The 14104-nt window shown below is 68.2% G+C and carries 15 protein-coding genes and 1 pseudogene; 4 read left to right on the top strand and 12 right to left on the bottom strand.

Annotated elements, in window-relative coordinates; genetic code table 11:
• Window positions 1-51 precede the first annotated feature (51 nt).
• The 6 genes from BFN33_RS00465 to BFN33_RS00450 all read right to left on the bottom strand — a co-directional run bounded on the left by BFN33_RS00465 (window position 52) and on the right by BFN33_RS00450 (window position 4499).
• Window positions 52-624: a MarR family winged helix-turn-helix transcriptional regulator gene (locus BFN33_RS00465; RefSeq protein ID WP_069757829.1), complete on the bottom strand. Its 573-nt coding sequence runs from the start codon at window positions 622-624 to the stop codon at window positions 52-54.
• Window positions 625-853: 229 nt separating this feature from the next.
• The gene (locus BFN33_RS00460; protein WP_069757828.1) at window positions 854-1441 is read right to left on the bottom strand and encodes a hypothetical protein; all 588 of its coding nucleotides are present in this window, start codon (window positions 1439-1441) and stop codon (window positions 854-856) included.
• Between the two features lie 106 nt (window positions 1442-1547).
• Entirely contained in the window at window positions 1548-1691 is a 144-nt protein-coding gene (locus tag BFN33_RS52950; protein WP_165269958.1) for a hypothetical protein, read from the bottom strand.
• 80 nt (window positions 1692-1771) lie between these two features.
• Entirely contained in the window at window positions 1772-2278 is a 507-nt protein-coding gene (locus tag BFN33_RS49105) for an SDR family NAD(P)-dependent oxidoreductase (RefSeq protein WP_256122565.1), read from the bottom strand.
• Window positions 2279-2396: 118 nt separating this feature from the next.
• Window positions 2397-3914: an MFS transporter gene (locus BFN33_RS00455; protein WP_069757827.1), complete on the bottom strand. Its 1518-nt coding sequence runs from the start codon at window positions 3912-3914 to the stop codon at window positions 2397-2399.
• A gap of 135 nt (window positions 3915-4049) precedes the next feature.
• The gene (locus tag BFN33_RS00450; protein WP_069757826.1) at window positions 4050-4499 is read right to left on the bottom strand and encodes a hypothetical protein; all 450 of its coding nucleotides are present in this window, start codon (window positions 4497-4499) and stop codon (window positions 4050-4052) included.
• A gap of 348 nt (window positions 4500-4847) precedes the next feature.
• On the opposite strand from BFN33_RS00450, the gene BFN33_RS00445 reads away from it, so the two are divergent.
• A complete protein-coding gene (locus BFN33_RS00445) occupies window positions 4848-5495 on the top strand; it encodes a TetR/AcrR family transcriptional regulator (protein ID WP_256122564.1) in 648 nt (215 codons plus the stop codon).
• Window positions 5496-5545: 50 nt separating this feature from the next.
• A pseudogene (locus BFN33_RS49100) lies at window positions 5546-5763 on the top strand (ferredoxin); the annotation flags it as partial.
• Between the two features lie 410 nt (window positions 5764-6173).
• On the opposite strand, the gene BFN33_RS53860 reads toward BFN33_RS49100, so the two are convergent.
• Entirely contained in the window at window positions 6174-6296 is a 123-nt protein-coding gene (locus BFN33_RS53860; RefSeq protein ID WP_256122669.1) for a hypothetical protein, read from the bottom strand.
• Window positions 6297-6794: 498 nt separating this feature from the next.
• Between BFN33_RS53860 and BFN33_RS00440 the strand changes: the two genes are divergently transcribed.
• Both BFN33_RS00440 and BFN33_RS55310 read left to right on the top strand, forming a co-directional pair.
• Window positions 6795-8117 carry a hypothetical protein gene (locus tag BFN33_RS00440; RefSeq protein ID WP_141757906.1) on the top strand — a complete coding sequence of 441 codons (1323 nt, stop codon included), beginning with the start codon at window positions 6795-6797 and terminating at the stop codon, window positions 8115-8117.
• A 168-nt stretch (window positions 8118-8285) separates the two neighbouring features.
• A complete protein-coding gene (locus BFN33_RS55310) occupies window positions 8286-8864 on the top strand; it encodes a C39 family peptidase (protein WP_370743249.1) in 579 nt (192 codons plus the stop codon).
• A 652-nt stretch (window positions 8865-9516) separates the two neighbouring features.
• On the opposite strand, the gene BFN33_RS00435 is transcribed toward BFN33_RS55310, so the two are convergent.
• The 5 genes from BFN33_RS00435 to BFN33_RS00415 form a co-directional block, all read right to left on the bottom strand.
• Window positions 9517-11037 (bottom strand): TerD family protein, encoded by a 1521-nt coding sequence (locus tag BFN33_RS00435; RefSeq protein ID WP_256122563.1) that lies wholly within the window; start codon window positions 11035-11037, stop codon window positions 9517-9519.
• Window positions 11038-11457: 420 nt separating this feature from the next.
• Entirely contained in the window at window positions 11458-12018 is a 561-nt protein-coding gene (locus tag BFN33_RS00430; RefSeq protein WP_176742308.1) for a hypothetical protein, read from the bottom strand.
• 293 nt (window positions 12019-12311) lie between these two features.
• Window positions 12312-12665 carry a hypothetical protein gene (locus BFN33_RS51665; RefSeq protein WP_141757904.1) on the bottom strand — a complete coding sequence of 118 codons (354 nt, stop codon included), beginning with the start codon at window positions 12663-12665 and terminating at the stop codon, window positions 12312-12314.
• Window positions 12666-12895: 230 nt separating this feature from the next.
• On the bottom strand, window positions 12896-13582 hold the full coding sequence (locus tag BFN33_RS53855) for a MaoC/PaaZ C-terminal domain-containing protein (protein WP_256122562.1): 687 nt from the start codon (window positions 13580-13582) through the stop codon (window positions 12896-12898).
• Window positions 13579-13758 (bottom strand): hypothetical protein, encoded by a 180-nt coding sequence (locus BFN33_RS00415; protein WP_069757821.1) that lies wholly within the window; start codon window positions 13756-13758, stop codon window positions 13579-13581. Before BFN33_RS00415 ends, BFN33_RS53855 begins: the two co-directional genes overlap by 4 nt.
• Window positions 13759-14104 lie beyond the last annotated feature (346 nt).

Below are 14104 nucleotides of genomic sequence, written 5' to 3'. Positions count from 1 at the left end.
TTCTCCGTCCGCGCACCCCCTATGGGAGCGGTGGTCCGGGACTGTGTGGGCTCACGCCTTGCGGCGGCGGCCGCTACGACGTGGCGCGGGGGCCGCACCGCCCAGGAGAGCCTGGCGGCGTGTCTCACCGTTCTCCTCCACCTGCAGCACCACCTGACGCAGCCCGGCAGCGACGATGCCGCACTGCTCATCGCTGAGCTGCCCCGTGACGAAGGCTTCCTCCTCGTTGAACGCCGGAAAGACGCGCCGCATCAGCTCCTCACCTTGATCAGTCAGGCTGAGCAGCACCAGCCTGCCGTCGGTGGGGTGATCGGCTCTCTGTACAAGCCCACGCCTTTCCAGCGTCCGGGCAACCCCCGTGAGCGTGCCCTTGGAGATCCCAGCCTCCTCGGCCACGTGCCGCGTTTCCGGCTCACCCCAGACCCAGATGACCCAGAGAACCACGAAGGCAGTCCACGTCAGGTCGACGCCGCGCAACACGGAATTCTCCAGGTGCTGCCGCACCGCCGAGGCGGCGCGATAGATGTTGGCGACGACGGCCATCTGGTCATGCCGTAGGGGGATACCGCCAAGCTTGGCCTCTGCCAGTTTCTCGGCTTCGGTGATGGAACGATGGCCGGGCACGGGCACACTCCTTCGGGCCGCCTGTGAAGGCATGGGGCAACGCAATCGTTCGCGTCCAAATTGTATGGTGCCTGCCTCGTTGCCCTCGGCCGTATTCGCTCGGTTCGCGTGGCGCCATCAATCGCGCATCAGCAGGTCCAGAGCGGGCGGTGCGGTCTTGTCCGCGATCGTGGTGCACTCCATACGTCGAAGGAGGCGTCGGGAGTGCTTACCCATGCGCTCGATGGTCTCAGGCCGCGATGGTGGTCGGACGGGCGGTGGCGAGATCCCGAGCCCTGGTACGTACGTCCTGCACCGCGGCGGTCTCGTACGGCCGGGCCGCCTCCAGCAGCATGTTGAGGCGGGAGGCCACGAGGGTGGAGTCGACGCGGGCCGCGTCGTCGAGATGGCCGCTCGCCACTCGGCGGCCGTGGTGGAGTCCGGCGAGGTCGCGGGCGGAGACCGCGCGGGCGCCGGCATGCTCGGCCGCGTCGAAGTAGCTCACCCACTCGGGGACGTCGTCGCCGAGTCCGTCCGCCAGGAGGCCGTCGGCGTCGCCGAGGTACCGGTCGGCCTCCCGCTCGTCGCCGAGGGCCGCGTGCACCCGGCCGGTCTGCGAGGCGACCAGCGCTCTCGTCGCGGGCAGGGTGGCCTTCTTCGCGGCGACGCCGAGGAGACCGAGGGCGCCCTGCGGGTGGCCGAGGTAGATCATCTGGTGCGACATGCGGGTGACGATCTCCACCCCGCGGTCGCGCCGCCCCGCTTCCCCGGCCGCGTACGTGCCGTAACTCCAGAAGCGTTGGGCGATGGCGTACCGGCCGCAGTCGTGGCTGACCACCCCGCGAGCGCCGCCAGGTCGGCGGTCGCCGCGAACACCCGGCCGCGCAGGGACGGCGGGACACCGTCCTGGATGCGGCGGGCGACCTTGGCGAGCGAGATACGGTCTATGACTGCGCCGTACCGTCACCGACGCCCTGCTCGACGAATCCGCCGTCCCGGTCGGCGCCGACGGTCTGGGCTGAACCGGCGGGCGGCGGGTCGTACGGCCCGTAGGGCGGGGCCGACGCGTTGCGCTGCGCAGCAGGCACGGTCTTCCGTTTGTGGTGATCAGTGAACTCGACACTCCATGATCACCGAAAGTCGTGCCGGCAGGCGTATCCTCCGACCGTCACGAACCGCCCACCATCGCCGACTTGGGATATCGAGCCCATACCGGCAGCTTCGGGCCGACCGCGAGAACGACGTCCGCCGCCCGTGGGCAGCGGCCGGAGTGCCGGCGTGAGTCAGCCGGTGAAGACGGCCTCGGGTTGGTCGCGGCGCTCGTGCAGGTCCCAGTACAAGGGTGCGATCTGGTCGGGGGTGGCTGCGGGGATGCCTTCGGGGCCGTCGTCACCGATCCAGGTGCTGATCGCCACGTGCGCGGCGTACACGCCGCACCCGCCAGTTCGTTGTGCAGGTTGAGCACCCAGTTGCGCAGTGCTCCGGCCGCGGCGTTGACGTTGCCGAGCATGGGGACGGGGTTGATGGAGCCGCCGCCGGTGGTGAACAGCAGGGTCCCGGCTCCGGCCTCCCGCATGGCGGGCAATACGGCGCGGGCGGCGGTGACGGCGCCGTAGAAGTTGTACTCGATCTGCGGCTGCAGGTTTTCCACCGTGGACTCGCTTGGGGTGGCCATGGTGAGGCCGGGCACCAGCGCCCTCTGCTGTCGGCCGTCGGGACCGAAGAAGGCCCGCCCCGGCTCCGGATGCGGAGGAGCCGGAGCGGACCATGGGCCCGCTCGGGAGGGGGCATTGTCAGTGTGCGATCACCGGTACCTGGGCTTCGGGTCCCTCGCCGGTGCTCGAATCGGCCTTCGGGCGGCCGACGTTGATGAGAGCCAGCGCTATCACGGCGGCGCCGGCCACGATGCCGACGGCGACCCAGGCGGCGTTGGCGTAGCCGTGCACCATGCCCTGGAGCTGGACCAGTTGCTGCTGGGGCTTCGTTGCGGTCGTGGCGATGTGGTCTGTGATGTACGAGGCCATGGCGGAGGCGGCGATGGTGTTCAGCAAGGCCGTGCCGATTGCGCCGCCCAGCTGCTGCGAGGTGTTGACCATGGCGGAGGCGGCACCGGCGTCGCGCGACTCCACCCCGTGCGTGGCCACGGACATGGCGGGCATGAACGCGGTACCCAGGCCGATGCCGACGATCAGTAGTGTCGGCAGGAGGAGACCGGCGTACGAGGAGCCGACCTCCAGTTGGGTCAGCAGGAACATGCCGGCCGCGGCGACCAGGAAGCCGGGACCCATCAGCAGCCGCGCCGGCACGCGGGGCGTCAGGCGGGTGCCGATCTGGGTCGCGCCGATCATCGTGCCGGCAACCAACGGCAGGAAGGCGAAGCCGGTCTTGATCGGCGAGTAGCCCTTGACGATCTGCAGGTAGTAGGTGAGGAAGAGGAACAGGCCGTAGATCGCGATGTTCGCGAGGCCGAACGAGAGGAAGGCGCCGCCGCGGTTGCGTTCGGTGACCACGCGCAGGGGCAGCAGCGGGGCCTTGACCTTGGCCTCGGTGATGACGAAGGCGAGCAGCAGGACCGCGGAGGCAACGAACAGGCCGAGGGTCGTGGAGTCTCTCCAGCCGTCGGACTCGGCGCGGGTGAAGCCGTAGACCAGCGCGACCAGGCCGAGGGCGGACAGGATCACTCCGGGGATGTCGAGCGGCGAGCGGTTGCGCCCGCCTTCCGGCTCGCTGATGACGAAGTACGCACCGGCTGCGGCGATCGCGGCGAATGGGATGTTCACGAAGAACGTCCAGCGCCAGTCCAGGTATTCGGTCAGGACGCCGCCGAGGATCAGGCCGACGGCGCCGCCGGCACCGGAGATCGCACTGTAGACGCCGAACGCCCTGGCGCGCTCCTTGGCGTCGGTGAACGTCACGGAGAGCAGGGAGAGAGCGGCGGGGGCGAGGAGGGCGCCGAAGACGCCCTGCAGGGCACGGGAGCTGTACATCATCGCCTCGTTGGTGGCGGCGCCGCCCAGTGCGGAGGCCGCGCCGAAGCCCACCAGACCGATGACGAAGGCGCGCTTGCGGCCCCAGAGGTCGGCGATCCGGCCGCCGAACAGGAGGAGACCGCCGAAGGCGAGGGCGTAGGCGGTGATGACCCACTGGCGGTTGCCGTCCGAGATGCCCAGGTCCTGTTGAGCGGAGGGCAGGGCGATGTTCACGATGGTCGCGTCGAGGATGACCATCAGCTGGGCGATCGAGATGAATGCGAGGGCTCGCCAGCGGTTGGGGTCGGGAACGCTGGGTGCCTTGCGGGCTGTTTCGGACATAGGGGTGCCCCTTCGGAACTGGCAACGGAATTTCGGGACGCGGAAAAGCGGACAGGACTACGAAAGGTGAGGCTCGGCGGCTGGCGGTCCGATGGGCTGCAGTCTGTCGGGTAGGCCGCATGTCGGACAGGACCCTCAGAGAGCGCGGTGGCGTCCTCGGATCCGGCGGCGGACTGGGGGAAAGTCCACCGCCGGACCTGGGACCTCGCGCCGATCCCGTCCCCACGGATTCGGCGCGTCGGGACCGCCTCCGCTCAAGGCGGTCCCGGGCCAATCGGTTACTGCCGAGTCCCCCCGCTCAGCGGGGTGCGAGGGCAGCGGCAGGGCGAAACGCTCCACGAGGTCCACCGGCCCCTGTGACCGGGCTATCTCGTCCAGCAGCTGTCCCGTGATGCCGGTGATGGTGGGACGCAGTGCGTCGATCTTCTTGACCATGAACTCGCGGGTGAGCGTGCGCCGCATCGTGGTGTGGACGGGTGCGTCGACGTTGGCGAAGAAGCCGGGCGGCTGGGGCGGCTGATCCGGCTGCACGTCTGGGTAGCCGGGCTGTGAGGGGTCGCTGCTGAAGGCGGGGTGGCCGAGCACCGCACGGGCGTCCTCCCAAGCGGGTCACCAGCCAGGCGCCGCGCCGGCCGTCCCAGATGGTGACGCGGCTGATCGGTGCCTCCTCACACAGGCGGGAGTAAGCGGGAGGCGGATCGAGGGGTGCGGTCCTCGGCCGGGCGAGGACGAATTCGGGCGTGGGGCCAGGGGGCACGAGGGCTCCTCTCATGGACCTAACGGCGTTAGGGTGACTAACGCCGTTAGGTGGTTGTCGAGGTGAGCCTAACGCCGTTAGGTGGTTTTGGCGAGGCCCGTTCCAGACGGGTGGCAAGCCGTGGATGGCCGATGATGAAAGCCCAGTCGCAACCGGCGGGGTACGGAGGAGGAAGCGTGGACTCGGCAGCCCAGAAGCGGCGTGTGCCCTACCGGCAGGGTGAAGGGGAGCGCCTCCGGCAGGACATCCTGGACACGGCGACCCGCATCCTGGAGGAGTCCGGTCGCGAGGACGCCCTGTCTCTGCGTGGCATCGCCCGCGAGCTGGGCATCGCCGCGCCCAGTATCTACCTGCACTTCAACGACAAGACCGACCTGGTGCGGACGGTGCTCGATGCCCGGTACGCCGCGCTGGCGTCGACCATGCGCAAGGCCGGAAGCGCGGCCGCCGAGGCCGGTGCTGACGCATGGGGTGTCCTGCGCGCCATCGTGGGCACCTACCGCGGGTTCGCCGTCGACAATCCCCGCCGCTATCGGCTCATGTTCAGCCTGGAGCAGCAGACTTCGGCGGAGGACCGGCGCGCCACCGGGCATCCGCTCGACCGGGTGCTGATCGCGTGGACCGATGCCGTTGACCAGTACCTCGCCGCAGCCTGTCCCGAGCAACGCGAGGAGGCCGACACGCTGGGGGCCCTGCTGTGGACCGGCCTGCACGGTCAGTTCGCCCTCTGGCACACCCTGCCGCATTCCTTTGTCGATGACGACACCATCCTGCGCGAGCTTGAGGAGGCGTTGATGAGGAGACTGCTGCCGCCGTCCGACTGACCGCCGGACGTTGGATGCGGCCATCCAGCGGCGCACGGTGCGCTGACCTGTTGACGCCGACTTTTCGACGGCCAAGGCCCTGGAGCCCAGGGGCGGCTAAGTGTGTGGCCTCGGGTCAGTGTGTCCTGATCGCTCCGGAGGTCTTCGACCAGCGGGACGAGGACGGCATGGCCGTCCTCCTCGGCGAGCACCCCGCGCCCGAACTCCACGACGGGTACGCGAGTCCGCCGCCGTCTGCCCCGCCGCGGCCATCCGGCTGGAGGAGAAGCGACCGCACGTGTCGTGGTCGTCGGTGCCTCCGCGGGCGGACCGCGACCGCAGAGGCCCTGCGCCGCCAGGCTTCGACGGGGCCGTCACCGCTATCGGTGACGAGCCCCACCTCCGCCGAGCGGGTCCGCGAAGCCGTAACGGCCCCGGCCGATGTGACGGCTCCCGTATCCCCCTTCCGGGGCTCTGGCCAGCGCGGACGCCTTGGTCAAGGTGGTGGCGACCACGACGGGCCGGTGACCGCCCTACTCGTCGTCGGTGGCGTCCTTGTCCCGCAGCGGGCGCATCCCGCCGGGCAGGCCGCTCCCGACCTTCGTGCTCGTGGGCATGGCGCCCACCACCCCGGGTTCAGAGACGCACGGCCTTGGTGCCGCCCCTCCCTCCGTGGGGCGGCACCGGGGCCGCTTGCGTCTATTCCTCGGTGGCGTTCGGATCCCGCAGCGCCCTAAGGGCCCCGTCGCCGTGGCTGCGGACGATCGGGTAGCGCCCGTGGAAGTTCAGCTTCCACTGGACCACCTCCGACGGCGCCCTCAACCTCGTCGACCTCCTCGACGAGGCCTTCGCCGCCCTCAAACCCATTCCTCCAGCACCGCGATAGCTGGACCCCGGTGATCGCGTCGCGCGAGAGGGGCTCGCTCGGCGTGGTCACACCCCACCGCCAAACCGCAGCTGCCCGACCGCCGCGCCGAACCTGACAAGGCATCCGCGTCAATGATCGGCGCGGCAGGATCTGCCAGGGCGCATCCGACAGGTTCCTCCTCAGCGCTTACGGCATGACCACGAAAGCGGCGGTTCACCGCGCCAAAGGCTGGGCAGTGCTGTCAGCGCTCGCTTTCCTCTCCATCGGCCGAGCGGGGGAACGAGGCCTTCCAGGCGGACAACCAACCTGGGGCTGTGTCGGCCGCCGTGTTCTTGAGCGGGTATTTGCCCTTACGTAGCGCGCGGACGCAGTGCGAAGACGTTGCCGCGGTCTGCGAGTCGGTGTGCCCCATGAGGGCTGCGGTACCAACCCAAGAGAGGGAGGAAGCGGCCATGTCAACCCGCCCAACTGAACACAAGCACTTGACTGGGAACGTGAAGGCTGCTGCCGAGCGGCTGCTGCGCGCCCAGGACATGCCGGGCAAGGTGGTGTGCTCGCAGCCGGGGCCGGAGTCAGCCCCGCCCGGTTCCATGGTGCAGCTGCGGCTCGGCGACCGTGCCGGGCTGACCATCCACATGAATGCGGCTGTCCGGCCCGACTGGGACACACAGACGGCGGACCGCATTGTCGTGGAGGCCGGGGTGCTGCTGGACCGGGCCACCCTGCAGCGCCTGCCGTACGTGCACCGCATCCGCTGCGACAGCCAGGGCACGAGCCGCCGCGTTCTCATCGGTACCGAGACGGCCCGCGGCACCCAGTGGTTCACCCCCGAGCAGTGCTCCCTGGGCCCCGTCGGCCTGGTGACCCCCGCGCTGGATGACCTGCCGGACCGGCCCATCGCCCGGCCGTCGACCAGCGCCCACACCGAACCGCACGTTCGGCCGGCCCGGATATCACCGGAGGTCCGCCGTCTCCTGCTGCGCCTGGCCGCCGCACGCCAGGGGCGCGACATCACCAACACCCAAAAGCTGATCAAGGAATGCGATGTCCTGCTGGGGCGCAGGACTGCTGTGCCGGTGGCGTTGAAGGAGGCCAGGGATTCGGCCGAGCAGTGGCTGTTGGAGCGCGGCAAAGAGGCCGTCACGTGGGGCCTCAAGGGCGAACGGGTCGTTTTGACCGGCGATGCCGCGAAACGGGAGCAGCAGAAGCGCGCACGTCAGGCGCAGCGGGCCACCGAACAGCGCAAGGCCTACCTGGCGGAACTCGAACTGGCCCTGAAACATGAGCATTTCGGTGATGTGCGGGGTCTACTGAGAGCGATCTCGCAGCTGCCGGACAGTGACGTTCCGTTGACCCGGGCACAGATCGATCTCCTGAAGGGGGCCAGGCGCCGCGTGAACGGCGGGAAGCTCGGCAAACTGCAGGACCAGGTCGCGCGCACGAAGTGGGTCCAGCGTCACTGCCCGACGTGCAAGGCCGGTCCGGGGCAGGAGTGTTTCGACGAGGTCCCGGACGGTCAGCCGCTGCGGCGCTTTGGCGGTCACGACGAGCGGCTCCAGCTGGTCATCGCCTCCCGGGAAGAGGCCGCCGCCCGCAAACGGGCTCAACGCGTCGCCAAGGCCTCGCGAGGCAGCGGCACCACTACAGAGGACCTGGCCCGGAGTGTGTCACACGTGTCGTGCCCCACCTGCAGGGCTCCGGTGGGGCAACCCTGCACGGTGCCGGGCAGCCACGAGGCTCGCTTTCTGTTCTCTCAGGCGCAGCGACGGCCGTAACCGAAGAGCAGCGCCGTCCGCGATACCGCACGCGGGCGGTCAGGCTGACGGCGCGGCGGTGGACGACGCCTGCTTGCCATCAATTTTTCGCCAGCCCGATGTGCCGCGTTGCCCACCGTCGAAGAGAACGATACTTTGCTGGCCTTGAATCGGAGGGGGAATTTTACGGTGAAGATAACAGGGCGGAATTCTGCACGTATCGGCGTGGGAGTCACGGCCTCTATTGCGTTTGCGTTTTGTGTGCAAGCGCCTCCCGCCTACGCGGCAAGTGACTCGGTCTCATTTACTCGGCAGGCGCAGTCCACCAACTATAACTGCGGCCCTGCCGCAGTTCGTGCCGCACTTTCCGTTACCGATAGCACTCCGCCGAGTCAGGCAACTTTGGGTGGCGAGTTGGGCACAAGAAGCGACATCGGTACGTCGTACGCCAAGATCGCTGGTGTGCTCAACAATAGGCAAAGCAGGAATGACTACTTGACCAGTACAGTGACAAGCGGGGATACGGTCATGGCTAATGCCAAGCTCAGTATCACCAAGCACTCGTCTGTCGCCATTCTGTCGGTGAATAACTCGGGACTCCCCTGGGGTGGTAGTAGTATCGGTCATTACATTGTGATTTACGGGTACAATGATTCCAACGGAAATCTATCGGTGTGGGATCCGACGCCTGGAAGTGGGAATCACACTCTCTCCGCAAGTCAGGCCTATAAGGCGTCCAAGGCTCAAAACAGTAAAATGATTTGGTGACGAGCGGCCAGCCGAACTAAGGTCGACGGAATCTCGATGAACCAGTCAAGTCGGCGGGGCGCTGTCACTCAAGCCCTGGAGCCAGGGAATCACCCCCACTGGCTGATGACTCTGATCGAGGACCACACGCCCGCCGCCTGGTAGCCAACGCCCTGAGCCCCTGGCCCCGCCGGGGGCTCATCTCTGCCCGGTCCGCGTTCGTCGGACCTTCGCCCCACACGTTCCGCACGTCATTCTGAAACGACGATAGGCGGAGGCGGCCCCGTACGCGTCTACCGGGGGCGGCAGAGTTCGCAGCCCTTCGCGGAAGTCAGCTACGTTGTCGGCGGAGCGGGCAGCGAGCAGTCCGTCCAGGCGCCCAGCCGGGTGCGGGCGGTCGCGCGCAGCCGACTCGGTGGGATCTGGCCAAGGACGTCCAGGGAACGCTGCGCAGCATCGGACGGCTGGTCGGAGGCTTCGGCTGGGCGAGCCGTCCCAGGCTTGCGACCCCTGAGGCGCCCTGTGACCCGGCGCCAAAGATTTCCGGCCCGGACAGGCCCAGGCCACGCATGCCCCGACCTTGTACGACAAGCTCAGATCGACAGCGGCACCTCGGCCGATAGCTGACAAAGCGTCGGGGAGAGTCGATCGGTCCTACCTGTTCGCCGTCTGCTCATTCGACGTCGACTCCGTAGGCCCGAGCAAGGCCGTCGAGCCCGTCCGCCCAGCCCTGGCCAAGGGCTCGCAGCTTCCACACTGGGTTGCCGCCGGCACTGTGCCGGTAGAGCTCGGTGATGACCATGGCCCGAATGGACGGGTCGGCGGGAGGCCTGAACGTCCAGGCGGTGCCGCTTGGGCAGTCCAGGTCCAACGCTGCGTGAGTGAGGGACCCGCACGTCAGGCCGGTCTCTACGTCCATGTTGATGGCGACGGCGACCCGATATACCCGGTCGGGCAGGGCGGAAAGATGGACGGTGGCGCGTTCCACCGTGTGTGGTCCCTCCTGTTGTTTGCCGAGGAGTCGTGCGGCTCCGTCGGCGGCGGAGGGGTGGTTGTAGAAGACGAAGTCTTCGTCATCGCAGACCCGGCCGTCGTTCCCGAGCAGGAACAGAGTGAGGTCTGCATCTGCGCCGGCGAAGGCGAAGGAGATACGAAGTCCCTGCCAGGCTTCCTCGGGCAGGACGAGGGTCTGGCCCGGGACGAGTACCGCAGGTGTGACTGTAGGGGCAGTGGGCGCGGGAGGTGACGGCGGCAGAGTCTGTTGCTTCCACTCGGCGAATGCTCTGATCCGGTATGGATCGCCAGCCGCCGTTCGCGCATCGGGAGGCGTGTTGGCACCGAGGGTGATGTCCAGGTCGGCGAGGGAGGGTTCGCCGACGGCGGAGTCGTCTTGCGCGCCGTCCAGCAGGGCTTGCAGGCCGGCAATGCGTGTGGTGTCCAGCGGTTTGAGTGTGCTGGAAAGATTGCCGGAGGCGGTGGTGGTGACGGAACAAGCGATGTCCTGCCCGATGTCCAGGAAACGCAGGGCGTCCTCGGGCCCCCGCCAAGGGGTTGACTCGACCGCGCGTCGTGTCCAGCGCCCGTAGGCGACGAAGCCGAGTCGCTGTGTGTCGGGCAGGCGAGTCATGACGGCCAGGTCGATGGCTTCGATGCCGGGTGCGGTGGCGAAGCCCTCCTTGAGCGTGGCGACGATGTTGGAGCCCATGGCTGTCAGCCACCACAGAGTCCGGTCGCGTTTGGTGAGGTTCTTCAGGGTGGGGCGACCGCTAGGCGTCAGACCGGCGGTCTGGGTGGGCATCGTGTCGAGGTCCTGCTGCCGCATCACGACGGACAGGACTGAGCCCTCCACGCCGACTGCGCAGCCGGCGGCCGGATTGTCGGAGAACGCGGTGTTCACCGCCTCGCAGACAATGGCCTCGTCGTTGGCCAGCAGCGCGTGCCACCACTGCCCGGCCTCGGCGACCATCTGTTCACGGACGGCGTGCAGACGTGCCGTCTCCGCGGCCAGGTATGCGGGAGCGTCCTGCTGGGCGCGCTGTTTGGCAGCAGTCCGCTCGGCGCGTGCGAGTCGGCCCACTCCTTGCAGGTGAAAGGTCTGCGCTTCGGCGAGCGCCCACGGCAGGCCGAGTTCCGGAGCGCTTGGGAGCAGGGGCGGCTGCGCAACTGCGAAAGTCTGCAGATGCACGCTGGTCATCTGCCGCCTGAGCTCCTGCAACTGCACAATGGCGGCATCGCGTTCCGCCTCCTGCTGGGCTCGTTCCGCCTGGCGGCGCGCTCGCTCCAACTGACTGGCCGAAGGGGCCACCGACCGCGTCTGCGTGGTACGGCGTGTGCTGGTCCGCCGACGACTGCCGCTGAGAGAACTCGACGCGTAGAAGGGGCCGAGTCCCGTCGACACCCTTGCACCACCGCTGCCCACGCTGAGCCTCGCCGCACGCGGACCGACAGACGTCCGCACACCGCGTGTGGAGACCCGAACATTGAGCCCAGGCACACCGACACGGAAACCGAACCCCATGGCCCACCCCTTTCCCCGGGGGCACAGTGTGGCACTAACAGACGCTTCGAGAGTGCCTGCGAGGCTCATCCGCCCCTGGAGAGAGCAGCCACGGGCTCAGCGGTCGAACGCTTCGGTCAGGCGCACCCGGTAGCCGTCCTCTTCCATGAGCACGACGGTGACGCCGAACGGGTCGGGGTGGTCCAGCTCGATTGGGGTGAAGGAGTAGTCCACTGCGGCCTGGATCGGCGGCACCAGTTCGCCGCCGGTCTGCGGCGCGGGGGCCGGACTCCAGTCTGTGGCGACCGATGCCCAGCCGTCGGAACTGCGGGACAGCAACTGCTCGTTGTAGGGGAACTGGTGCAGGACGTGCCCGTCGCGAGTGGAGAGCACCATGTTCAGGCACGGCGCCGGGCCGACGATGGGCAGCTCGCAGGCGGTGGCGACGTCGTGGGTCTCCCACGCGAGGACGACCTCGTCCGCGCGGGCGGCCGCGGCGATGTTCGAGAGTTCCGCGATCCCGGTGAGTGCGTCCTGGCCGACCTTGAGGGGGCGGACCCAGATCATCCCGATCAGCTCGCCGCGCACCAGCGGCATGATGAGCGGGCGCGGGACTGCGCCCTCGCCCAGCCCGGCGGTGTGCGCCTTCTTCGCCACGTCGACCAGTGCGTCCCACATCCGCGCTTCCACGGAAGCCCCCTCCATTTGCCGTACCCGATCACCGCACCCTGCCACGGGCGTTGAGGCCGTGTCAGCGGGATGATCAGCCAGCTCGAGGAAGTGCCGCTGCCTCAGACTCAGACGGTGACGCGCCGCGAGGCGCTGGCATGGCTGTGCTGTTCATCCTGGATCGCCGTGCGCAGCGACGCGACTTCGAACGCCGCACTACCAGCGCCGAGGCGATGGTCTACTGGTCGATGACCCTACTCATGACGCGCCACCTTGCCCGGCCAGGCCTTGGGTTAGGCAGATCATTGGGTATCGGGCAGATACGCTCCGGGTCGTTCGGAGGGCACCGGGACTCCTGAACCAACCCCGAGATCTTTCCGCATTACCGCCTGCATCTTTGTGATCACTTCCCACATGTTCAGCAGGAATGCACGCAGGTCGTCACGCGCCTGATCGTCGATTGCCGAAGCCCTGCCCAGTCGGGTCAGCCGTTTGTATGCGTCCGCCAGTGAGATCCGCACTTGTGTGGCTGCGTCCAAGACATCGTCCGGCACCAACATCTGGGCGTGCGCGAAGTCGTTTTGAAACGTCAAACGGGCCTCGTCCGTCCCCGAGCTTGCTCCCACTCCGTCCGGGAACTCATTGAGGTCTTCCATCAGTCGTAGTCGCCATAGACGAGCGCTTGTGTTCAGAGCAATGTATGTAGCTCGCCGACGCTCCAAATCGGCTGCCATCGCTTCGTGACGTCGCGTCTCCTCGTCAGCGAGCCGCCGGAGGTCGAACTCTTGCGATCGGGTCCGAGCGCTCACCCATGTCGTCGCAAGCGGTGAAAGTAGGGTACCTATCATCCCCACTGCCGCCACCAACACCGCAACCGTCCCCGTGCTCATGAGCCCTCCCCGATCGCGGACTGTCCGTCATCAGATTTCCCACGGCGGAAGGGGCCCATCCGCAGCTTCTGGACGCACCGATAGCCGGGCCCTCCATGGGCCGTATCGCCGCACCGGTTCGCGTACGCCACAGCGGTGCCGCCACCTTCGCCCTCGCGCTCGAAGCCGTCCTCACAGGCGACATCGCCGGCGCCGCCAGCTTGGCGTCGAACACCAGCCCAGCCGCATCCCGGCCGTGGCCTGACGGTGCACCTCGCCACCGCGACCTCGCGTCCGGGCGGCTTTCGGACAGGCGGCGGCCGGTGATCTCCGTCTGCGCGTAAAGGGTGTCGCCCACGAACACGGGGTGAGTGAAACGGATCTCCTGGAAGCAGGTTGGCCAGGGTCAGGCCGCTGGTGCTGCGCACGGTCATCCCGCCGACGATGTGGAGGGTGATGCTGCTGCACACCAGGGGCCTGCCCCACTCGGTGAGACTGCTGTAGTGGGCGTCGGTGTGGATCGGGGCGTCGTTGCCGCCGAGCGTGGTCATCACGGTGTTGTCGGCCTCGGTTATGGTGCGCCCGGGCCGGTGTTCGATGACCATGCCCTCGCGCAGCTCGTAGTAGCCCAGGCCGACCACTTCGCGGTAGCGGCCCTCGGTGATCTGCCGGTACCCGACTGGGGTGGGGATGCTGGTGGTCACGCGCTCACCCCGCGCGGCATGCGGCCGTCCACGCGGGCCAACAGCGCCCGGGCGGCTTTGACCATCGGCGGGCCGATCATCTGCCCGTCGACGCGGACAATGCGGCCGCCTGCTTCCTCGGCGGCGGCCACTACGGCGCGGGCGGAGGCGACTTCCGCGTCCGTCGGGGTGAACACGCTGGTGACAGCCCTTACCGAGCGGTGCCGGCAGCTCGTCCACGGTCAGCGAGCCGGGGTTGCCGGGGGAAGCATTCACATGGTCGTTGGTGACCTGCGGCTTCTGGTACTGGTCCAGGTCGACGGCCGGCGCGTCCTTGTTGGGCTCGGGCAAGGTGATGTCGACGGCGTGGCTGCGGATCGTGAACTTCGCCCACGGGGACCAGTCAGTCTCGTACAGGCTGCCGTCGTAGGCGGAAGTACGGAAGACGTAGGTCGAGCCCGGCTTGAGGTAGCCGTAGTTTGCGCGACTGTGACCCCGAAGCCCACACCACACCGCCTGACGTCGGTGAAGACGCCGAGCCCT

The sequence above is a fragment of the Streptomyces sp. LUP47B genome (assembly GCF_001746295.1).
Taxonomy (GTDB): Bacteria; Actinomycetota; Actinomycetes; order Streptomycetales; family Streptomycetaceae; genus Streptomyces.
Note: the sequence above shows the minus strand (reverse complement) of the source record. Positions and strands in the feature narration are given on the sequence as shown.

What these genes read in the sequence shown, in the direction of transcription:
- BFN33_RS49105 (WP_256122565.1), bottom strand. Translation starts at nt 2,278, where the DNA reads ATGGCCACCCCAAGCGAGTCCACGGTGGAAAACCTGCAGCCGCAGATC.
- BFN33_RS00455 (WP_069757827.1), bottom strand. Translation starts at nt 3,914, where the DNA reads ATGTCCGAAACAGCCCGCAAGGCACCCAGCGTTCCCGACCCCAACCGC.
- BFN33_RS00440 (WP_141757906.1), top strand. Translation starts at nt 6,795, where the DNA reads ATGTCAACCCGCCCAACTGAACACAAGCACTTGACTGGGAACGTGAAG.
- BFN33_RS00435 (WP_256122563.1), bottom strand. Translation starts at nt 11,037, where the DNA reads ATGACCAGCGTGCATCTGCAGACTTTCGCAGTTGCGCAGCCGCCCCTG.
- BFN33_RS00430 (WP_176742308.1), bottom strand. Translation starts at nt 12,018, where the DNA reads ATGTGGGACGCACTGGTCGACGTGGCGAAGAAGGCGCACACCGCCGGG.
- BFN33_RS51665 (WP_141757904.1), bottom strand. Translation starts at nt 12,665, where the DNA reads ATGGAAGACCTCAATGAGTTCCCGGACGGAGTGGGAGCAAGCTCGGGG.